Annotated in this window: 15 protein-coding genes, 1 tRNA gene and 1 pseudogene; 12 read left to right on the top strand and 5 right to left on the bottom strand. The window is 69.0% G+C overall.

What is annotated here, in order from left to right:
* The first annotated feature begins 8 nt into the window (after nt 1–8).
* The 3 genes from fliP (at nt 9) to fliR (ending at nt 2,470) form a co-directional block, all read left to right on the top strand.
* On the top strand, nt 9–761 hold the full coding sequence (fliP, locus tag QM788_RS11125; RefSeq protein WP_415661550.1) for a flagellar type III secretion system pore protein FliP: 753 nt from the start codon (nt 9–11) through the stop codon (nt 759–761).
* Nucleotides 762–774: 13 nt separating this feature from the next.
* Nucleotides 775–1,044 (top strand): flagellar biosynthesis protein FliQ, encoded by a 270-nt coding sequence (gene fliQ, locus QM788_RS11120; protein ID WP_415661549.1) that lies wholly within the window; start codon nt 775–777, stop codon nt 1,042–1,044.
* A 661-nt stretch (nt 1,045–1,705) separates the two neighbouring features.
* Complete coding sequence (gene fliR / locus QM788_RS11115; protein WP_415661548.1) at nt 1,706–2,470, top strand: flagellar biosynthetic protein FliR; 765 nt, start codon at nt 1,706–1,708, stop codon at nt 2,468–2,470.
* On the opposite strand, the gene QM788_RS11110 is transcribed toward fliR, so the two are convergent.
* Entirely contained in the window at nt 2,467–3,126 is a 660-nt protein-coding gene (locus tag QM788_RS11110) for a response regulator (RefSeq protein WP_415661547.1), read from the bottom strand. The genes fliR and QM788_RS11110 overlap by 4 nt on opposite strands.
* Complete coding sequence (locus QM788_RS11105; RefSeq protein ID WP_415661546.1) at nt 3,123–4,280, bottom strand: response regulator; 1,158 nt, start codon at nt 4,278–4,280, stop codon at nt 3,123–3,125. The genes QM788_RS11110 and QM788_RS11105 overlap by 4 nt, the downstream gene beginning before the upstream one ends.
* Nucleotides 4,281–4,482: 202 nt before the next feature.
* Here QM788_RS11105 and QM788_RS11100 point away from each other — a divergent pair, with 202 nt between their 5' ends.
* The 4 genes from QM788_RS11100 to QM788_RS11085 are packed head-to-tail and all read left to right on the top strand — an operon-like array spanning nt 4,483 to nt 8,101.
* Nucleotides 4,483–4,950, top strand: a complete 468-nt coding sequence (locus QM788_RS11100) for a hypothetical protein (RefSeq protein ID WP_415661545.1) — start codon at nt 4,483–4,485, stop codon at nt 4,948–4,950.
* A gap of 56 nt (nt 4,951–5,006) precedes the next feature.
* Nucleotides 5,007–5,369 carry a response regulator gene (locus QM788_RS11095; protein ID WP_415661544.1) on the top strand — a complete coding sequence of 121 codons (363 nt, stop codon included), beginning with the start codon at nt 5,007–5,009 and terminating at the stop codon, nt 5,367–5,369.
* A gap of 26 nt (nt 5,370–5,395) precedes the next feature.
* A complete protein-coding gene (locus tag QM788_RS11090; RefSeq protein WP_415661543.1) occupies nt 5,396–7,543 on the top strand; it encodes a chemotaxis protein CheA in 2,148 nt (715 codons plus the stop codon).
* Nucleotides 7,544–7,570: 27 nt separating this feature from the next.
* Nucleotides 7,571–8,101, top strand: coding sequence for a chemotaxis protein CheW (locus QM788_RS11085; protein WP_415661542.1), 531 nt, complete (start codon nt 7,571–7,573; stop codon nt 8,099–8,101).
* A 401-nt stretch (nt 8,102–8,502) separates the two neighbouring features.
* Here the strand turns inward: QM788_RS11085 and alaS are convergent, their stop codons facing one another.
* Nucleotides 8,503–11,127 (bottom strand): alanine--tRNA ligase, encoded by a 2,625-nt coding sequence (gene alaS, locus QM788_RS11080; RefSeq protein ID WP_415661541.1) that lies wholly within the window; start codon nt 11,125–11,127, stop codon nt 8,503–8,505.
* Between the two features lie 122 nt (nt 11,128–11,249).
* On the opposite strand from alaS, the gene QM788_RS11075 reads away from it, so the two are divergent.
* On the top strand, nt 11,250–12,734 hold the full coding sequence (locus QM788_RS11075) for an NAD-dependent succinate-semialdehyde dehydrogenase (RefSeq protein ID WP_415661540.1): 1,485 nt from the start codon (nt 11,250–11,252) through the stop codon (nt 12,732–12,734).
* Nucleotides 12,735–13,023: 289 nt separating this feature from the next.
* Here QM788_RS11075 and QM788_RS11070 read toward each other — a convergent pair whose 3' ends face one another.
* Nucleotides 13,024–16,341 carry a TonB-dependent receptor gene (locus tag QM788_RS11070; RefSeq protein ID WP_415661539.1) on the bottom strand — a complete coding sequence of 1,106 codons (3,318 nt, stop codon included), beginning with the start codon at nt 16,339–16,341 and terminating at the stop codon, nt 13,024–13,026.
* 442 nt (nt 16,342–16,783) lie between these two features.
* Between QM788_RS11070 and QM788_RS11065 the strand changes: the two genes are divergently transcribed.
* From QM788_RS11065 to QM788_RS11050, 4 genes are all read left to right on the top strand, one after another.
* Nucleotides 16,784–18,463, top strand: a complete 1,680-nt coding sequence (locus QM788_RS11065; protein ID WP_415661538.1) for a bifunctional metallophosphatase/5'-nucleotidase — start codon at nt 16,784–16,786, stop codon at nt 18,461–18,463.
* Between the two features lie 57 nt (nt 18,464–18,520).
* Nucleotides 18,521–18,595: transfer RNA gene (locus QM788_RS11060), tRNA-Gly, on the top strand.
* Nucleotides 18,596–18,689: 94 nt separating this feature from the next.
* On the top strand, nt 18,690–19,007 hold the full coding sequence (locus QM788_RS11055; RefSeq protein ID WP_415661537.1) for a type II toxin-antitoxin system PrlF family antitoxin: 318 nt from the start codon (nt 18,690–18,692) through the stop codon (nt 19,005–19,007).
* Nucleotides 19,007–19,471: a type II toxin-antitoxin system YhaV family toxin gene (locus QM788_RS11050; RefSeq protein WP_415661536.1), complete on the top strand. Its 465-nt coding sequence runs from the start codon at nt 19,007–19,009 to the stop codon at nt 19,469–19,471. The genes QM788_RS11055 and QM788_RS11050 overlap by 1 nt, the downstream gene beginning before the upstream one ends.
* A 75-nt stretch (nt 19,472–19,546) precedes the next feature.
* Here the strand turns inward: QM788_RS11050 and QM788_RS11045 are convergent.
* Nucleotides 19,547–19,735 (bottom strand): annotated as a pseudogene (locus QM788_RS11045) (TetR family transcriptional regulator C-terminal domain-containing protein); the annotation flags it as partial.
* Nucleotides 19,736–19,784 lie beyond the last annotated feature (49 nt).

The raw sequence follows: 19,784 nt of genomic DNA, 5'->3' as shown, positions 1-19,784 counted from the left end.
CGCAGGGCATGCTGAAAACCGTGCTGGCGCTCGGGTTGCTGGCCGCGGCCGGCGGCGCGCTGGCGCAGGGCGCGGCGGCGGCGACGCCGGCCACGCTGCCGCTGCTGGTCGGCCAGGGCGCGGGCGGCGGCAGCTACTCGGTGCCCATCCAGACGCTGCTGTTCTTCACCGCTCTAGGCTTCCTGCCGGCCGTGCTGCTGATGATGACGGCGTTCACCCGCATCGCCATCGTGCTCAGCCTGATGCGCCAGGCGCTGGGCACGCAGGCCGCGCCGCCCAACCAAGTCATCATCGGCCTGTCGCTGTTCCTGACCTTCTTTGTCATGAGCCCGACGCTGGACAAGGTCTACGCCGACGCCTGGCAGCCCTACAACGCCGGCACGCTGTCCTTCGACGAGGCCCTCAAGCGCGCCGAGGTGCCGATGCGCGGCTTCATGCTCAAGCAGACGCGCCAGGCCGACGTGGCGCTGTTCTCGCGCCTGGCCCGGCTGGACGCCGGCGTCAAGCCCGAGGACGTGCCCTTCAAGGTGCTGGTGCCGGCCTTCGTGACCAGCGAGCTGAAGAGCGCGTTCCAGATCGCCTTTCTCGTCTTCATCCCCTTCCTCGTGATCGACATGATCGTGGCCAGCGTGCTGATGAGCCTGGGCATGATGATGCTGTCGCCGGTGCTGGTGGCCCTGCCCTTCAAGCTGATGCTGTTCGTGCTGGCGGACGGCTGGAACCTGCTGCTCGGCTCGCTGGCCGCCTCTTTCGTCACCTGACCGCCGCCTCGACATGGATGCCCAACAAGTCTTCACCTTCGGCCAGCAGGGCCTCTACGTGCTGATGCTGGTGGCCGCGCCGGTGCTGCTGGTCGTGCTGCTGGTCGGCGTGGTCATCAGCGTGATCCAGGCGGCCACGCAGATCAACGAGGCCACGCTGTCCTTCGTGCCCAAGGTCATCGCCGCAGTGCTGACGCTGCTGGTCGCGGGGCCGTGGATGGTGACGACGCTGGTGGAGTACATCCAGCGGACGCTGCAGTCGATTCCGTCGATGGTGGGGTGAGGGGGCATGGCGGGCGCTGGTGCTGCTTTTGCGACGAGCCTTTGCAACGCGGTGCACCGTGCCGGGAATCCGCCCCGGCGGGCGGGCAACTTTTCTCTGTCGCGCCAGAGAAAAGTCACCAAAAGAGAGGCGCCAACCGCACACGAACACCTTGGCGCAAGCGCCGGTGCGCGAAAACAAGCGCTCGACGCGCGCCCCGAGGCGACCCGCTGCGCTCTCGCCGCTGTCCCTGTGACGAACCCCATCCCGCCACCATCGGCCCGGCCAACGCCGGCTGCACGCCGAACTCACGAGTCGACATGCAAGCGTCGCTCGGGCGACGCGTCGGCGCGGCTGGCGCCTTCCCTGGTGAGCCCGGCGTGCAGCCGGCGTTGACCGGCGTGAAGGTCCGCGCTGTGATGCTCATCACAGGGACAGCGGCGAGAGCGCAGCGGGTCGCTTCTTGCCTGGATCAGAGCGCGTGTTGTCGCGGCGGCTCATGGCGGGCTTCCACTCGCGTGCGGTTCAGCGCCTCTTCTTTGGTGACTTTCTTCTGGCGCCGACAGAAGAAAGTTACCCCGCCGCCGGGCGGGACTCCCGGCACCTTGCCCGCGACCCGACGCACCGGCAAGCCACCCGCCCACGGACGCTGACGCGAACACGAACGCCCCCGCCCCACCCCATGTTCTCCGTCACCGAAGCCCAACTCCTCGCCTGGCTGAACCCGCTGCTGTGGCCCTTCATCCGCACGCTGGCGCTGTTCGCCGGCATGCCCACCTTCAGCCAGCGCAACGTGCCGCTGCGGCTGCGCATCGGCCTGTCGCTGTTCATCGCGGTCGCCGCCCAGCCCTCGCTGCCGGACATCCCGCCCACGCCGCTGGACTCGCTGCCGCTGCTGACGCTGCTGGTCGCGCAGCAGCTGCTGATCGGCCTGGCCATGGGCTTCGCGGTGCGCATCGTGTTCGCGGCGCTGGAGTTCGCCGGCGAGGTCATCGGCCTGCAGATGGGCCTGAACTTCGCCGGCTTCTTCGACCCCGGCACCGGCGCCCAGGGCACCGCCAGCGCGCGCTTCTTCGGCAGCATGGTGGCCTTCCTTTTCATCGCCATCAACGGCCACCTGCTGCTCATCAACGCGCTGGTGCAGAGCTTCCACGCCTTCCCGGTCGGCGGCGAGCCCTTCGCCTTCCTGCGCGCGGCGCAGCCGCAGCGGTGGGGCGCGGAGATCTTCCAGATCGGCCTGTGGATCGCGCTGCCGCTGGTGACGATGCTGCTGTTCGTCAACCTCGTGCTCGGCGTGATCTCGCGCGTGGCGCCGCAGATCAGCGTGTTCTCGGTGGGCTTCCCGCTGACGGTCAGCGTCGGCCTGATCGGCATGGTGGCGACGCTGCCGCTGATGCAGACGCCGTTCACCGTCGCGCTGGAGCGGCTGCTCGCCGCGTTCAGCTAGCTGGCCACCAGGCCGTTGCGGATCGCGTACACCGTCAGCTCGGAGTTGTTCGCCAGGCCCAGCTTCTCCAGCACGCGGGCGCGGTAGACGCTGACGGTCTTGGGGCTGAGCATCAGCTCCTCGGCGATGTCCGACAGCCGCTTGCCCGACGCGATCATCACCAGCGTCTGCAGCTCGCGGTCCGACAGCTTCTGGTGCGCCTGCTCGGTGACCGGCGCGGTCAGGCTCTCGACCAGCATCTGCGCGATCTCGGGCGTCACGTACTTGCGGCCCTGGGCCACCGTGCGCACCGCCTGCACCAGCGTGGCCGGGTCGCCGCCCTTGTTGACGTAGCCGTAGGCGCCGGCCTTCAGCGCGCGGATGGCGTACTGGTCCTCCGGGTACATCGACACGATCAGCGTGCGCACCGGCGCGCCCTCGTCCTTCAGCACGTGCAGCACGTCCAGGCCGCTGCGGCCGGGCATGTTGATGTCCAGCACCAGCACGTCGCAAGGCGGCTGCCCGCCCAGCGTGTGGCCCAGGCGGTGGAGCAGGCCGCGCAGCTCGGTGTAGTCGCCCGCCTCGCCGACGACCTCGATGTCGTCGGCGTCGGCCAGCGTGTCGCGGATGCCGCGGCGGATCAGGCCGTGGTCGTCGCAAAGAATCACCCGGATCATGCTTGGCCCCAGATCGAAGTGCCGGCGTCGTCGCCGAAGTCCACGGCGTCGTCCAGCGCGCCGGCGGCGTCGGCCGCCAGCGGCACGGTCAGGATGAGGCTGGTGCCCCGGCCGGGCGCGCTGGAGAGGTCCACCCAGCCGCCCACGGTGGCCGCGCGCTCGTGCAGGCCGCGGATGCCGAACGAGCGCTCCTTGGCCAGCTCGCCCGGCGCGATGCCGCGGCCGTTGTCGCGGATCTCCAGCGTCAGCACGCCGGAATCCAGGCTCAGCTCGATGCCGACCCGGGTGGCCTGCGCATGCTTGGACACGTTGGTCAGCGCCTCCTGCGCGGTGCGGTAGGCCACCAGCGGCACGCCGGGCGGCAGCGCCAGCCGCTCGTCGCCGACGCGCAGCCCGGCCTCGATGCCGGTGCGGCGCTCGAAGCGCGCCGCCATCCACTGCAACGCCGCCACCAGGCCCTGCTCCAGGATGGCCGGGCGCAGGTTGTGCATGATGCGCTGGCTGGCCTCGATGGCGGAGCTGACCGTCTCCAGCGCCGCGGCCACGCGCTGGCGCACCTCGGGCTCCTGCGCGTGGCGGTCGATCCAGGCGAGGTCGAACTTCAGCGCCGTCAGCGAGCCGCCCACGTCGTCGTGGATCTCGCGGGCGATGGCCGCGCGCTCCAGCTCCACGCTGGTCTGCAGGTGGCCGGCCAGGTCGTGCAGCCGCTGCTTGGAGCGCACCAGCTCCTGGTCCGCCGCCCTGCGCGCGCGATCCGTCTCGGCGGCCTCGACCGCGTGCAGCAGCGCCGGCGCCAGGCGCGCGAGGTTGTTCTTCAGCAGGTAGTCGCTGGCGCCGTTGCGCATCGCGGCCACGGCCATGTCCTCGCCGATCTCGCCCGAGACGAGGATGAAGGGCGTCGGCGACCGGCGCGCCTGCAGCGCCTCCAGCACCTGCAGGCCGGAGTAGCCGGGCAGGTTGTAGTCGGAGATGATCGCGTCCCACGGCTGGTCCAGCGCCGCCAGCACCGCCGGCAGCGCGTCCAGCCGCTGCGCCTGCACCCGCAGCCCCGCCCGGCCGAGCTGGACCAGGATGAGCTGGTGGTCGAGCTCGGAGTCCTCGACATGCAGCACGCGCAGGCACCGCGCCGCAGGCTCCACACCAGAAATCGTCATGGGGGCGCAGTATGCCGCGCCGCCCGCGCGATCCCCGCCCGCCACAGCGCCGCGCGCAACGCCGGCCAGAGCGGTAATACGGCTCGTTCTCCGCACATCTCGTCGTCCACGGCGGGGCGAAATCGGGTGAACATGCCGTCACTGATGGGCCCCGGCGTCCCGGGCCCCCGGACAAGAAGCCGCATCCCCTCGCGGAGCCACGATGCAGACAGACCCCTCCACCCCCGCCGGCCTCGATGGCAGCGCCGCCGCGCTGCCCCTGCTGGCGGCCGCGGAACTGCAGGATCACCTGATGACGGTGACCCACGACCTCGACCGCCTGCAGCGCCTGCTCGACGACGCCGGCGAGGCCCTGTCCACGCATTTCTACAGCGCCTCCGGCCACGCGATGGCGCTGCTCCGCGGCAGCGACGGCGGCCCCGCCGCCGACGGGCTCCAGCAGATCATGCAAGACATCGCCGGCGCCATCACCGCGCTGCAGTTCCAGGACATGGCCACCCAGCTGATCGCCCACACCAGCCAGCGGCTGCGCAACTGCTCGGACCAGCTGGCCCGCGACACCTTCGGCGCGGACGACGAGGACGGCGCCGCCATCGTCGAGATCGCGCCGCTGCGGCCCAACCCCGTCACGCAGGACGAGATGGACGCCGGCTCCATCGAGCTCTTCTGAATCCCCCCGGTCCACACAGCCCCCAGGCAACTCACGTTCTCTCGGAGAAAACACAAATGCACTCAATCCTCGCCGTCGACGACTCCGCCTCGATGCGCCAGATGGTGGCCTTCACGCTCAAGAACGCCGGCTTCAACGTGGTGGAAGCGGTGGACGGGCAGGACGCCTGGGAGAAGTCCGGCCAGCGCGATTTCGACCTCGTGCTGACCGACCAGAACATGCCGCGCATGGACGGCATCAGCCTGACCAAGAAGCTGCGCGAGAACCCCAAGTTCAAGGGCACGCCCATCCTGATCCTGACCACCGAGTCCAGCGACGCGATGAAGCAGGCCGGCCGCGCCGCGGGCGCCACCGGCTGGCTGGTCAAGCCTTTCGACCCGGCCAAGCTGATCGAAGTGATCGGCAAGGTCATCCGCTGAAGCACGCCCCAGAGGAAGCAACGACGATGGGTGACATGACCACCGAAGGCGCCAGCATCAGTGCCGGCATCGACCTCAGCCAGTTCTACCAGGTCTTCTTCGAGGAGGCCGGCGAGAACCTCGACAACATGGAGCAGCTGCTGCTGAACGTGAACGTCGAGGCCGCCGACGACGAGGAGCTGAACGCCATCTTCCGCTGCGCCCACTCGATCAAGGGCGGCGCGGCGACATTCGGCTTCAGCGACGTGGCCGAGCTGACCCACCAGATGGAGACGCTGCTGGACAAGCTGCGCCGCCACGAGCTGCAGCCCAACGCGGCGATGGTGGACGTGCTGCTGCAGTCCGGCGACGCGCTGCGCGCGCAGCTCGGCCGCCACCAGGGCTCCGGCGCCGACCCGTTCGACACGACCGACCTGCTGGTCAGCATCAAGAGCTTCGTGGAAGGCGGCGGCGCCCCGGCGGCCCCGGCCCCGGCCCCGGCGCCCGCGCCCGCCCCGGTCGCCGCAGCCCCCGCACCGGCACCCGCCGCCGCGCCTGCGGCCGCCGGCAAGCCCGGCGCGCGGCTGCTGGAGTTGCAGGTGGGCCCGCTGACCGACCTGAGCCTGGCCGACAACCTCGTCGAGCTGTTCAAGGAGATCACCGACCTCGGCACCATCGAGCCGCTGGACGCCGGCCAGAGCTCGGACGGCATGCGCCGCTTCAAGGTGCTGACCAGTTCCACCGACAACGACCTGCTGGACCTGTTCACCTTCCACGTCGCGCGCGAGCAGGTCAAGCTGATCCCGCTCGGCCCGGGCTTCGGCTTCTACGACGGCGCGCCCGGCGCGCCGCCGGCGGAGGCCCCGTCCACCGACCCGGGCTACGGCTTCTTCGACGACGCGCCCGGCGTGCCCGCCGGCACGGCGGCCGAGGCCGCGCCGTCGGCGGCGCCCGCGCCCGCCGCCATCGTGCCGGCGGCCCGCCCGGCCACGCCGGCCCGCAGCGACGCCAAGCCCGCCGCCGGCGGCCTGGACCAGACCACGCTGCGCGTGTCCATCGAGAAGGTGGACCAGCTGATCAACCTCGTCGGCGAGCTCGTCATCACGCAGGCCATGCTGGCGCAGAACAGCCGCGAGCTGGACCCGGCGCTGTACCAGCAGCTCACCTCGGGCCTGGCCGACCTGGAGCGCAACACGCGCGACCTGCAGGAATCGGTCATGTCGATCCGCATGATCCCGATGTCCACCGTCTTCAACCGCTTCCCGCGCATGCTGCGCGACCTGGCGGCCAAGCTGGGCAAGAAGGTCGAGCTGGTCACGCAGGGCGAGGCGACCGAGCTGGACAAGAGCCTGGTCGAGAAGATCACCGACCCGCTGACCCACCTGGTGCGCAACAGCTGCGACCACGGCATCGAGATGCCCGCCGACCGGCTGGCGCGCGGCAAGTCCGAGCAGGGCACGATCACCCTCGTCGCCTCGCACCAGGGCGGCAGCATCGTCATCGAGGTGCGCGACGACGGCCGCGGCCTGAACCGCGACAAGCTCATCAAGAAGGCGCGCGAGAAGGGCATCGACGCGCCGGACACGATGACCGACGCCGAGTGCTGGAACCTGATCTTCGCGCCCGGCTTCTCCACCGCCGAGCAGGTGACGGACGTGTCCGGCCGCGGCGTCGGCATGGACGTCGTGAAGAAGAACATCACGTCGCTGGGCGGCACGGTCGAGATCGACTCGGCCGAGGGCTACGGCATGAAGGTGTCCGTGCGCCTGCCGCTGACGCTGGCCATCATGGACGGCATGAGCGTCGGCGTCGGCGACGAGTGCTACATCCTGCCGCTGTCCAGCGTCGTCGAGTCCTTCCAGGTGCAGGCCGACACGATCAAGACCGTGGCCGGCTCGGGCCGCGTCGTCGAGGTGCGCGACGAGTACATGCCCGTCATCGAACTGGAGAAGGTCTTCGACGTGCCGCGCTTCGACTTCGAGCACGTCAGCTCCATCATGGTCGTCGTCGAGGCCGAGGGCGGCCGCGTCGCGCTGCTGGTGGACGAGTTGCTGGGCCAGCAGCAGGTCGTCGTCAAGAACCTGGAGGCCAACTACCGCAAGGTCAACGACGTGTCCGGCGCCACCATCATGGGCGACGGCCGCGTGGCCCTGATCCTGGACGTCGGCAGCCTCGTGCGCCGCTCGCGCCACTAACCCACACAGCACAAGGAGAGGCCCCGCATGGAAGCCAGCAACGTCCCCGCCCTGCGCCCGCAAGGCGCCGTCACCACCACCGCCAAGGCCCACGCCCCCAAGAGCGGCGAGTACCTGACCTTCCGCCTCGGCTCGGAGGAGTACGGCATCGACATCCTGAAGGTGCAGGAGATCCGTTCCTACGAAGCCCCCACGCGCATCGCCAACGCGCCGGACTTCATCAAGGGCGTGGTGAACCTGCGCGGCGTCATCGTCCCGATCGTGGACCTGCGCCTGAAGCTGGGCTGCCCCAGCGTCGAGTACAACGGCTTCACGGTGGTCATCGTGCTGAACGTGAAGAACCGCGTGGTCGGCGCGGTCGTCGACTCCGTGTCCGACGTGCTGGAGCTCAGCCGCGACGCCATCCGCCCCGCGCCCGAGATGAACGCCGCGTCGGTGGACACCAGCTTCATCACCGGCATCGGCGCCGTCGGCGAGCGCATGCTGATCTTGATGGACATCGAGGGCCTGATGAGCAGCGCCGACATGGGCCTGATGGACGCCGCCATCGCGGCTTGACCCGGTGCTCCCGTCCAGGGAGCACCTTGGCGCACTGAAGCACGACGGGCGGCCCCACAGGCCGCCCGTTTTTTTGCGCGTCTCGCGGGCCGTGACGTCGGGTGGGGCGCAGGAGGGCGGGGAGCCCTGATGCTCCGTGTCCCCCGGCCCGCTTGCGCGGGCCTCCTCCTTTACCTGCGCATCAGGGCTCCCCGCCCTCCTGCTCAGCGTTGCGCTCGGTGGTCGCCGCGAAAAACCAGCGGTGGAGAAGCCGGGACGCGGGGGTGGGCAATTGCGCAGGTAAAGGAGGAGGGCCGGCTTGCCGGCCCGGGGGACACGGAGCAATTGCCCACCCCCGTGTCCCGGCGCCCAGCCCAGCCTATCCCCGGCTGAGCACCTACGGACGAACCCCGCCCGTCCCGTCAGGCCCGCTCAGCCACCCAGCCCGCCACGCTCTGCAGCGCGGCCGGCACGCCGGCGGGCTGCGTGCCGCCGGCCATCGCCATGTCGGGCTTGCCGCCGCCCTTGCCGCCGACCTGCTGCGCGACGAAGTTGACCAGCTCGCCGGCCTTGACGCGGCCCACGCTGTCGGCCGTCACGCCGGCGGCGATCTGCACCTTGTCGCCGTCCACCGCCGCCAGCACGATGGCGGCCGTCTTGAGCTTGTCCTTGAGCTTGTCCATGGTCTCGCGCAGCGTCTTGGCGTCGGCGCCTTCGAGCTTCGCGGCCAGCACCTTCAGGCCCTTCACGTCCACGGCCTGGGCCAGCAGCTCGTCGCCCTGGGCGGAGGCGAGCTTGCTCTTCGCGGCGGCCAGCTCCTTCTCCAGCTGACGCACCTGGTCCAGCACCGCATGCAGGCGCGCGCCCAGCTCGTGCGGCGAGGTCTTGAGCGTCAGGGCCGCGCCCTGCACCGTCGTTTCGAGCGATTGCAGATAGGCCAGCGCGTTGTCGCCGGTGACGGCCTCGACGCGGCGGATGCCGGCCGCCACGCCGCTCTCGGCCACGATCTTGAACAGGCCGATGTCGCCGGTCGCCTTCACGTGCGTGCCGCCGCACAGTTCCTTGGACGAGCCGATGGACAGCACCCGCACCGTGTCGCCGTACTTCTCGCCGAACAGCATCATCGCGCCGGACTTCTGCGCGTCGTCCAGCGCCATCACCTCGGCCTTGGCGCCGGCGTTGGCCAGGATCTCGGCGTTGACGAGGGCCTCGACCTCGCGGATTTCCTCGGCCGTCATCGGCGCGTTGTGCGCGAAGTCGAAGCGGGTGCGCTCGGCGTTGACCAGCGAGCCCTTCTGCTGCACGTGCGCGCCCAGCACCTCGCGCAGCGCCTTGTGCATCAAGTGCGTGGCGCTGTGGTTGCGCACGGTCCTGGCGCGGCGCTCGGCGTCCACGCGGGCGGTGAACGCGTCGCCGGCCTTGACGCTGCCTTCCAGCACGCGGCCGTGGTGGCCGAACACGTCGGCCTGGATCTTGACCGTGTCGTCCACGGCGACGCGGGTCGTGCCGCTGCGCAGCTCGCCGGCATCGCCGGCCTGGCCGCCGCTCTCGGCGTAGAAAGGCGTGTGGTCGAGCACGATCACGGCGTCGTCGCCGGCTTGCGCCTCGGCGACCTGCACGCCATCGACGTAGACGGCCGTGACCCGGCTGGTCTCGCAGACGAGGTGCTCATAGCCGTGGAAGCCCGTCGGCACGCCGCTGTAGGCCAGGCCCTGCGCCATCTTGAACTTGCCGGCCGCGCGGGCGCGGGCCTTCTGCTCGTCCAGCAGCGCGTGGAAGCGGGCCTCGTCCACCGCGACGCCGCGCTCTCGGCAGACGTCGGCGGTCAGGTCCACCGGGAAGCCGTAGGTGTCGTGCAGCTTGAAGGCGGTGTCGCCGTCCACGTCGCCGCCCTTGGCGAGCGCGGCTTCCAGGATCTCCATGCCGGTGGCGATGGTCTGGAAGAAGCGCTCCTCCTCCTGCTTCAGCACCTCGGTGACGCGCTTCTCGGACTGGCGCAGCTCGGGGTAGGCGTCGCCCATCTCGGCGGCTAGCGCGGCGACGAGCTTGTGGAAGAAGGGCGTGCGCGCGCCGAGCTTGTAGCCGTGGCGGATCGCGCGGCGCGCGATGCGGCGCAGCACGTAGCCGCGGCCGGCGTTGCCGGGGATGACGCCATCGACCACCGTGAACGAACAGGCGCGGATGTGGTCGGCGATGACCTTCAGGCTCGGGCTGGCCGGGTCGCAGTCGCCGCCGCCGGCGGCGTCCACCGCCGACTTGGCGGCGGCGAGCAGGTTCACGAAGGTGTCGATCTCGTAGTTGGAATGCACGTGCTGCAGCACCGCCGCCAGCCGCTCCAGGCCCATGCCGGTGTCCACGCTGGGCTTGGGCAGCGGGTGCATCACGCCGTCTTCCGTGCGGTTGAACTGCATGAAGACGTTGTTCCAGATCTCGATGTAGCGGTCGCCGTCCTCATCGGGCGACCCCGGCGGGCCGCCGGCGACCTCGGGGCCGTGGTCGTAGAAGATCTCGGTGCAGGGGCCGCAGGGGCCGGTGTCGCCCATCATCCAGAAGTTGTCGGACATGTAGCGCGCGCCCTTGTTGTCGCCGATGCGCACGATGCGCTCGGCGGGCACGCCGACCGTCTTGTTCCAGATGTCGTAGGCCTCGTCGTCCTCTTCGTAGACGGTGACCCAGAGCTTCTCGGCCGGCAGCTTGAAGTGGACGGTCAGCAGCTCCCACGCATACGAGATCGCGTCCTTCTTGAAATAGTCGCCGAAGCTGAAGTTGCCCAGCATCTCGAAGAAGGTGTGGTGGCGCGCCGTGTAGCCGACGTTGTCCAGGTCGTTGTGCTTGCCGCCGGCGCGGATGCACTTCTGGCTGGTCGTCGCGCGCGTGTAGGGGCGCTTGTCGAAGCCCAGGAACACATCCTTGAACTGGTTCATGCCCGCGTTGGTGAACAGCAGCGTCGGATCGTCCCCCGGCACGACGGGGCTGGAGGCGACGATCTGGTGGCCTTTCGACTCGAAGAACTTCAGAAAGGTCTGGCGGATCTCGGCGGCTTTCATTCCGTGGGGCTTCCTGGGAGAGGGGCTGACGAACGGGTCAGGGGCAAAGAGGGGCGATTGTAGAGAGGGGGCTTTGCGGGCCGCGGGTAGAGTGGCGCCCCAACCCTGCTGGAGACCCCTCGATGGACGCGAATTCCCCCCTCGCCGTGCTGGACGACGCCGGCCTGCTGCGCACCCAGGCGCTGATCAACGGCGAATGGGTCGGCGGCCCGGCCAGCTTCGCGGTGACCGACCCCGCCACCGGCCGCGAGCTGGCGCAGGTGCCCAACCTCGGCCGCGCCGAGGCCGGCGAAGCCATCGCCGCCGCGCAGAACGCGCTCGCCGCCTGGCGCGCCAAGCCCGCCAAGGAGCGCGCCGCCGTGCTGCTGCGCTGGCAACAGCTGCTGGTCAAGCACGCCGACGACCTGGCGCGCCTGATGACGGCCGAGCAGGGCAAGCCGCTGGCCGAGGCGCGCGGCGAGGTGGTCTACGGCGCCAGCTTCCTGGACTGGTTCGCCGAGGAAGGCAAGCGCGTCTACGGCGAAACCATCCCGACCACCGACCCCGGCAAGCGCTACCTCGTCGTCAAGCAGGCCATCGGCGTCTGCGCGGCGATCACGCCGTGGAACTTCCCGCTGGCGATGATCACGCGCAAGGTGGCCCCGGCGCTGGCGGCCGGCTGCACCGTCATCATCAAGCCCGCCGAGGCCACGCCGCTGACGGCGCTGGCCGTGGCCGAGCTGGCCCAGCGCGCCGGCATGCCGGCGGGCGTGCTGAACGTGCTGACGGCCGACGCGCAGCAGTCCGTCGAGATCGGCAAGCTGCTGTGCGAGAGCGACGTGGTGCGGCACCTGTCCTTCACCGGCTCCACCGAGGTCGGCCGCATCCTGATGGCGCAGTGCGCGCCGACCGTCAAGAAGCTCAGCCTGGAGCTGGGCGGCAACGCGCCCTTCATCGTCTTCGACGACGCCGACCTGGACGCGGCCGTGGACGGCGCCATCGCCAGCAAGTACCGCAACGCCGGCCAGACCTGCGTCTGCGCCAACCGCATCTACGTGCAGGCCGGCGTGTACGACGCCTTCCTGGAGAAGTTCGCCGCCAAGGTCGCCGCGCTGAAGACGGGCAACGGCTTCGAGGGCGGCGTCAGCGTCGGCCCGCTGATCGACGACGCCGCGCTGCAGAAGGTCGAGACCCACGTGGCCGACGCCATCGCGCTCGGCGCCCGGCTGCTGGCCGGCGGCCAGCGCATCGCGGCCGGCGGCGGCCACTTCTTCGAGCCCACGCTGCTGGCCGACGCAACGCCGCAGATGCTGTGCTCGCGCGAGGAAACCTTCGGCCCGGTGGCGCCGGTGTTCAGGTTCCAGACCGAGGACGACGCCATCCGCCTGGCCAACGCCACCGAGTTCGGCCTGGCCAGCTACTTCTACAGCCGCGACATCGGCCGCATCTTCCGCGTCGGCGAGGCGCTGGAGTACGGCATGGTGGGCATCAACACCGGGCTGATCTCCACGGCCGAGGTGCCGTTCGGCGGCGTCAAGCAGTCCGGCCTGGGCCGCGAAGGCGGCCGCCAGGGCATCGAGGACTACGTGGAGGTGAAGTACCTGTGCCTGGGCGGCATCCTGGGCTGAGCCGGCGCCCGGCGCCACGGGGTGAGCGCATGGATCATGTTCTATCGCGGCGATTGGGGCGCCTCGCTCAATGAGCGAGCGCCTCCAGTTCCCCGATCACCTCGCCAGCTTAAAAGCCATCGTGTAGTCGCGCTGTGTTCGCTTGACCCCTGTATCCATCGCACATCCCCTTTCTTGGAGGCAAATGTGTCAACGCAGATCAGGACGGGTCACGACCAAGTGAAAGGGGCCTCTTTCGAGGCCCCTTCGACAGGCGGAGCAGCAGGCACCGCTCCGGTTTGGCTTGGACTCAGAACTCGTAGCGTGCCGTGACCTGCATGGCCCAGGCGGACTCGCCTTTGCTGTTCTTGGTGACGAAGTCGAACGGGGTGCCGACGGCGTAGATGGGCTTGCCGGTCGCCGGGTCGGTGCCGGCGTAGTTCACGAACGCGCGACGGTTGCCGCCGTTGCTCGTGAAAGTGATTTCATCCACGCGGCCCCAGCGCCTGTTCACCAGGTTGCCGAAGTTCAGGATGTCCAGGCTGATCACGCCCTTGTTGCCGGCGAAGAACCCGGGCACCTCCTGGCTCAGACGCAGGTCGATGCTGTTGGTGAACTTCGAGCGCGAGGAGTTGCGCGGCACGACGCTGCCCTTGTACTTCCTCAGGCCAGGATCACCGTCCACGATGCTCCAGAACATCGCCTCCGCATCGGCGGACGAGTTGGCCACCGTGTTGGCGGCGCCCTGCATGCGGAACAGCACTTCGCCCGAACCCGGAGCCTTAGGAACGTACAACAGGTCGTTGCCGGCAATGCCGTCACCGTTGAAGTCGCTGCCGAAGGTCCAGCTGTAGGGCTTGCCGTCGCGGCCCTCGTAGAAGGCACCGAAGGTGGTCTTGTACTTGCCGAAGAAGGCCTTGCTGAAGTTGACGCCAGCGCTGACCCGGTCACGGATCAGATAGGCCGAATCAGCCGCCACGTCCTCGTTCGGGTTGTAGATGGCGCGACCCCGGAAGTTCGAATGCGCCGTCGACGAGGTCAGCGGACTGACTTCCGTGGCCGAGGTCCGGGTATAGGCGAAGTTCCAGCCCAGGGCGGGAGAGAACTGCTGCGACAGCGACAAGGTCACGGTGTTGCCAGAACCCTTGGTGGTACGCGCCACCGAGGTGATGTGGCTGACCGGCTCGGTCACGTAGGCCCGGTTGGCGTTCGCCTGGACCAGCGAGCCGCAGCCCGAGGTCACGCTCGTGCTGCCGGCGATCCAGCAATTCGGGCTCAGGCCGGCGGCGTTCCAGAAGAGGTCGCGGCCGTCCGGCGCCTTGCCGGTGGGCGCACCCAGATTCAGGGACTTGTAGTAGATGCCGTCCTTGGTCTTGGTGTGCAGCCAGTCGACGCCGAAGGTCAGGCCGTACCAGGGCAGTTCGGTGTCAAAGGCCAGGTTGGCCTTCCAGACCGAGGGTTGCCTCACGTCGGGGTCGATGAAGTCGACCTTCGCCGTCGGGGGCGAGCCCGCCACATTGGGCTGGGCATTCGGATCCGACGAATACTTCAGCGAGGTCGGGCAAGCCGAACCGCCGGTGCCGGAGCAGGAGAAGTTCCCGAGCGCCATGCCGGTGCCCTGGAAGGGGTTGGTCAGCCAGACGTTCATGGCCGCCCCCTGGAACAGGCCCACGCCACCGCGCAGCTGCGAATTCTTCTTCTCGAACAGGTTCAGCTTGTAGTTGAAGCCGACGCGCGGCTGCACCAGCTTGGTCCCCTTCAACACATTGGTGTTGTTGACGCCGAAGACGCTGCTGGCTGCAGGGTTGGCGAGCGGGCTGTCCGGCGTGTCGATGCGGTCGATGCGGATGCCGCCGGTCAGGTTCAGCGCGCTGTTGACCTTCCAGGTGTCCTGCAGGAAGACGCCCAGCGTGTTCAGCGTCCAGTCGGCCGCGCCGTCAGCCAGGGTTTTTCCGGCCAACGGCAGCGTCAGCGTGTAGGTGGTTGGCGTGCCGGCCAGCCACATGGCCACCGGATCGTCACCCCGGTATTCATAGACGCCCTTGGTGTTCTGCACGAAGGCGTTGAAGATGTCGTTCTTCTCGTAGTCGAGGCCGAACTTGATTTCGTGGTCACCCAGGAAATAGGTGCCGGCAAAGTAGCCGTTCAGCGTCTTCGTCGCCAGGTTGTTGAAGTGCCGGCTGACTTCCGTGCCGAAGATCAACGTGCGGTTGGTGCTCGCGTTGCCGATCGGCGAGGGCGTCGTCCAGACCAGGCTGACTTGCGGCATGTCGCTGTTGTTCTTCGGAGCCGACTTGTAGTCGCGTGACGAGATCTTCAGCTCGGTGCTGAAGTTCTCGGTCCAGTCCGAGAACAGCTGGCCGACCACGGTCTCCAGGGTCTTGTTCTGGCTGTAGAAACGCGAAGACATCGACAGTGTCGAGTTGTTGAAGGTCGTGAACTGCGGCTCCGACTCTTCCGACTTGGCATAGCGGATGTTGAAGCGATGCGCTTCGCTGATGTTCCAGTCCAGCTTCAGCAGCGTGTCCTTGGCCGACAGGAAGACGTTCGAGGGCACGTCGATGCCGCCGATGTCGATGCCATAGGTCTTCGCCGCAGCCTGGGCTGCGTTGATCTGCTCCATCGTGATGCCGACATTGGTCTGCGCACTGCCCATGGGACCGAAATTGGGCGCGGTGAGACTGCTCTTCATTTCTTCGTAGCTGGCGAAGAAGAAAAGCTTGTCCTTGATGATGGGACCACCCAGGGTGAAGCCCTTGGTGTCTTCCTTGGAAGCCGGCGGCGCCGAGTACAGGCCGGTGCTGCGGCTGTACCGGTCACCCGCCATATTGGCGTCACGGTAGACGTAGTAGACGCTGCCCTTGAACTCGTTGGTGCCGGACTTGGTGATAGCGTTGATGTTGGCGCCGGTGTAGCCCTTCTGGGTCGTGTCGTAGTTGGACAGGTTGATCTGCACCGCCTCGATCGCGTCGATGGAAATCGGCTGCTTGCGCATCGGCAGGTTGTTGGACTCCAGGCCGAAGGTGTCGTTGATCGACACGCCGTCGATGGTGATCGAATTGAAGCGCGAGTTCTGGCCGGCGGCCGAGATCTCGCCACGCTCCTTGTCGGTCTGGCTCAGGCGCGGGTCCAGGCGCGCATAGTCCTGCAGGCTGCGCTGGATGGAGGCAAAGGACTCCAGCTCCTGGCGGCCCAGTTGCGTGCCCGAGCCCATGTTCGCGTCGTTGAACTTGCTGTTCCCCGTGGCCGTGCCCTGCACGACGACCGCGGACAGCTGGTTGGCGCCCAGCGTCAGGTCGACGTTGGTGCTTTCGGCCAGTTGCAGGTAGACGTCGTCGCGCACGTTGCGGTCCGAGTCCTTGTTCACGGTCACCGTGTACGGGCCGCCCACGCGCAGGCCGCGCGCGTTGTAGCGGCCTTCCGCGTCCGTCACCTGCGTGGTGGACGAACCGGACTGGCGGTGCAGGATGGTCACCGTGGCGCCGGCCACCGGCTTGCCATCGGCGGCCACCACCCGACCGCCGATGGCCGCCGTCGTGTTCTGCGCCATCACGGGCGCGGCGGCCACGATGGCCACGGCGGCGCACAGCGCCGATAGCGGGAATCCCGACCCAAACCTGTTGCTCATCCCAATCACTCCTGTTGTGCGCGCGGCGTCACGCGCGGCTGATGTCGAAAATCGTCACGAGAAACGGCATGTCGCGCGTCTCGCGGTTGCGGCGCCGGTGCAAGAAAAACACGTGCCAGCAACGGTGGGCGGAATTGTCATGACTTTCCGTGACAGAACTTTACGGGTAAGTCAGAAGTGGCCCGTTTCATACAGCCCGCCCCCGCCTTGCGCACCATGGCGGTGCATTCCGGCGCGCCGCCCGCCACCCCGCCGGGCCGGCCGCAGGCCGCATCCACACGGGGAAAACCGGTCCTTCGCCGGCCGTTTGACGCACCAATCCGGCCACGGCCCGGCGGGCGCGGGCACCTGGCGGCAGGGGGCAGGGTTGTCGCTCAGCCGCTACAACCTCCCACCGCCCGGCCACTTTTAAGATCGCCGCTTCCTTCAAGCGGACCCCGCCATGGCCCTACCCACTTCCTTCCGCCTCGGTTTGCCCGGCCTCGCCATCGCCGCCCTGCTGGCCGGCTGCGCCACGCCGCCGCCCCGCACCACCGAGCTGACGCTGCTGTCCATCAACGACTTCCACGGCAACATCCAGTCGGCGCGGCCGACGCCGCTGATGCCGCGCCTGCCCGACCCCGCCACCGGCGACGTCAGGCCGCAGCCGGCCGGCGGCGCGGCCTACCTGGCCAGCGCGATGGCGGCCCTGAAGGCCAAGCACCCCGAGGCCGTGGTCGTGGCCGGCGGCGACCTGATCGGCGCGTCGCCGCTGATCTCCGGCCTGCTGCGCGACGAGCCGTCGCTGGACGCGATGTCGACGCTGGGCATCTCGTCCAGCGCGCTGGGCAACCACGAGCTGGACGCCGGCCTGCCCGAGCTGCTGCGCAAGGCGCGCGGCGACTGCGGCCCGACCGACTGCGCCTGGCCCGGCTTCAAGGGCGCCGGCTTCCCCTACCTGGGCGCCAATGTGCTGGACGCGGCCACGGGCCGGCCGCTGCTGCCCACCCACGTCATGCGGCAGGCCGCCGGCTTCAAGGTGGCGATCGCCGGCGTGGCGACCCGGGAGACGCCGGCCGTCATCGTCGCCCGGGCGATCCAGGGCATCCGCTTCGCGGACGAGGCCGACACGCTGAACGCGCTGGTGCCGCAGCTCAAGGCCGAGGGCGCGCAGGTGCTCGTGGCCGTGATGCACGAAGGCGGCGTGCAAGGCCCGGGCGGCCAGGCCAACGACCCGACCTACGCCTGCCCCACGCTGACCGGCCGCGTGCTGGACATCGCCCGGCGGCTGGATCCGGCCTACGCCATCATCATCGGCGGCCACACCCACCAGGCCTACACCTGCAAGATCGACGGCCGCCTCGTCGTGCAGGCGGGCAGCTACGGCGGCTGGATCACCGAGAGCCGGCTGACGCTCGATGCCGCCGGCAAGGTGCTGGATGCCCAGGCCGTCAACCACCCGGTGCTGCAGTCCGCCTATGCGCCCAACCCGGCGCTGGCCGACCTGGTGGCCCGCGCCGCGGCGCTGACCGAGGCCGCGCGCCTGAAGCCCGTGGCCACGCTGCCGCACGGCGCGCTGCGCAGCGCCAGGGAGCCGCACGGCGACTCGGCGCTGGGCAACCTGATCGCCGACAGCCAGCTCGCCTTCGCCCGCAAGCAGGGGCCGGCGGACCTGGCCTTCATGAACCCCGGCGGCATCCGCGCCGACCTGGTCGTGGAGCCCGGCAAGCCCACGACGATGAGCGACCTGATCGCCATCCAGCCCTTCGGCAACGACCTCGTCGCGCTGACGCTCACCGGCCAGCAGCTGTACGACGTGCTGCTGCGCCAGCTGCCCAAGGGCAAGGCCAGCCCGCGCCTGCTGCAGCCCTCGTCCACGCTGCGCTACCACTGGCGCACCGGCGCCGATGGCCAGCCGCAGCTGGGCGAGATCCTGGTCGGCGGCCAGCCGCTGAACCGCACGAAGGACTACCGCGTGGTCGTCAACAACTTCCTGTCGGAAGGCGGCGACGAGCAGGTCGGCTTCAAGCACGGCCGCGACCGCGCCGTGCTGGGCACCGACATCGACGCGCTGGTGGACCTGCTGCGCGCCAACCCGCGGGCCGTCGAAAGCGCGACGCCGGGGCGCATCACGCGGGAGTGATGGCCGCAGCGGGCGCGTCCAGGAGGCGCGCCTTCGCATAGACTCCCGGCTTTCCCGGCGGGCGTCGTATAACGGCCATTACCTTGGCTTCCCAAGCCAATGACGAGGGTTCGACTCCCTTCGCCCGCTCCAGGATCAAGTCATCCACCGCCGCCGAAGCGGCATGCGCGTTGATGAGGTAAGGTATTTTCCTTACCATGCCGGCATTGCCACCAGGAATGCCGCCATGCCCGAAATCCACGAAGTCGCGACGCTGACCTCCAAGGGCCAGATCACGCTGCCCAGATCCATCCGGCAAGTGCTGGGCGTGGACACCGGCGGCAAGGTGGCGTTCGACCTGCGCGGCGGTGAGGTGGTCGTGACTCGCGCCGATGCCGAGCATGAAGACCCCGCCATTGCGTCGTTCCTGGACCTACTGGCCCGCGACATCGAAGCGGGCCGGAACATCTGCGGGCTGCCCGAGGAACTGGCTCGCACGATGCTGGAGCATGCCGGCCACAAGGTCGTCCTGGGCGATGACTTCGATGAGGACGTGGAACTCTGATGCAGCGGCATGGCTGGGCACTGCTGTTCCACGACAACCTGATCGGGCAGTTGACGAAGCTGCGCGCGGCCGTGCTGCGCGCGCAGGAGAACGACCCGGAAGGCTTCGCGTCCAACGCCAACGTCAGGTTCTTCCGGGCTTTGGTGCAGTTGATGCTGGACGTGGTGCCGGGCGACCCAGCGCGCGACGAGTACCGGCAGGGCAACACCCTGGGGCCGGCCTATCGCCACTGGCGCAGGGCCAAGCTCGGACGGCGATACCGGCTGTTCTTCCGGTACGACTCGAAAGCGAAGGTCATCGTGTACGCCTGGGTCAACGACGAGCAGACCTTGCGATCGGCAGGCAGCAAGTCCGACCCGTATGCGGTGTTCGAGAAGATGCTCGGCCGGGGCAACCCACCCGACGATTGGGCGGCGCTGGTGAAGGCGAGCAAGACGGACTGGCAGCGGGCGATGGATCAATAGCAGCGCACTGAAGACCACCTGGACGAATTCGTCCAGCGGGGCGTCGCTTTTCTCCACGCGCATCCGCAGCAGCGCACCCTCCCAGCTGTTCAGCAGGAACGGCGCGAGCATGGCCGCAGGCAGGCGGTTGCGGATGGCCCCGCTGGCCTGCGCCTGCGCGATGCAGTCCTCGAACAGGCCGCTCCACGCACGGAAATGCACCGCGAGCCGCTCACGCATGGCCGCGCTCCGGTCGCCCACTTCGAGGCTGAGGTCGCCCAGCATGCAGCCCCGGGCGGTAGCCGGCCTTGCCCGGCGGCGGGCCGGCGCGCCG

Source organism: Roseateles sp., from assembly GCF_047654785.1.
GTDB lineage: Bacteria > Pseudomonadota > Gammaproteobacteria > Burkholderiales > Burkholderiaceae_C > Pelomonas.
Note: the sequence above shows the minus strand (reverse complement) of the source record. Positions and strands in the feature narration are given on the sequence as shown.

Excerpts from the sequence above, each read along its gene's own strand:
- QM788_RS11065 (WP_415661538.1), top strand. The coding sequence starts at position 16,784 with ATGGCCCTACCCACTTCCTTCCGCCTCGGTTTGCCCGGCCTCGCCATC.
- QM788_RS11075 (WP_415661540.1), top strand. The coding sequence starts at position 11,250 with ATGGACGCGAATTCCCCCCTCGCCGTGCTGGACGACGCCGGCCTGCTG.
- QM788_RS11085 (WP_415661542.1), top strand. The coding sequence starts at position 7,571 with ATGGAAGCCAGCAACGTCCCCGCCCTGCGCCCGCAAGGCGCCGTCACC.
- fliR (WP_415661548.1), top strand. The coding sequence starts at position 1,706 with ATGTTCTCCGTCACCGAAGCCCAACTCCTCGCCTGGCTGAACCCGCTG.
- fliP (WP_415661550.1), top strand. The coding sequence starts at position 9 with ATGCTGAAAACCGTGCTGGCGCTCGGGTTGCTGGCCGCGGCCGGCGGC.
- QM788_RS11105 (WP_415661546.1), bottom strand. The coding sequence starts at position 4,280 with ATGACGATTTCTGGTGTGGAGCCTGCGGCGCGGTGCCTGCGCGTGCTG.
- alaS (WP_415661541.1), bottom strand. The coding sequence starts at position 11,127 with ATGAAAGCCGCCGAGATCCGCCAGACCTTTCTGAAGTTCTTCGAGTCG.
- fliQ (WP_415661549.1), top strand. The coding sequence starts at position 775 with ATGGATGCCCAACAAGTCTTCACCTTCGGCCAGCAGGGCCTCTACGTG.
- QM788_RS11050 (WP_415661536.1), top strand. The coding sequence starts at position 19,007 with ATGCAGCGGCATGGCTGGGCACTGCTGTTCCACGACAACCTGATCGGG.
- QM788_RS11070 (WP_415661539.1), bottom strand. The coding sequence starts at position 16,341 with ATGAGCAACAGGTTTGGGTCGGGATTCCCGCTATCGGCGCTGTGCGCC.
- QM788_RS11090 (WP_415661543.1), top strand. The coding sequence starts at position 5,396 with ATGGGTGACATGACCACCGAAGGCGCCAGCATCAGTGCCGGCATCGAC.
- QM788_RS11100 (WP_415661545.1), top strand. The coding sequence starts at position 4,483 with ATGCAGACAGACCCCTCCACCCCCGCCGGCCTCGATGGCAGCGCCGCC.
- QM788_RS11110 (WP_415661547.1), bottom strand. The coding sequence starts at position 3,126 with ATGATCCGGGTGATTCTTTGCGACGACCACGGCCTGATCCGCCGCGGC.
- QM788_RS11095 (WP_415661544.1), top strand. The coding sequence starts at position 5,007 with ATGCACTCAATCCTCGCCGTCGACGACTCCGCCTCGATGCGCCAGATG.
- QM788_RS11055 (WP_415661537.1), top strand. The coding sequence starts at position 18,690 with ATGCCCGAAATCCACGAAGTCGCGACGCTGACCTCCAAGGGCCAGATC.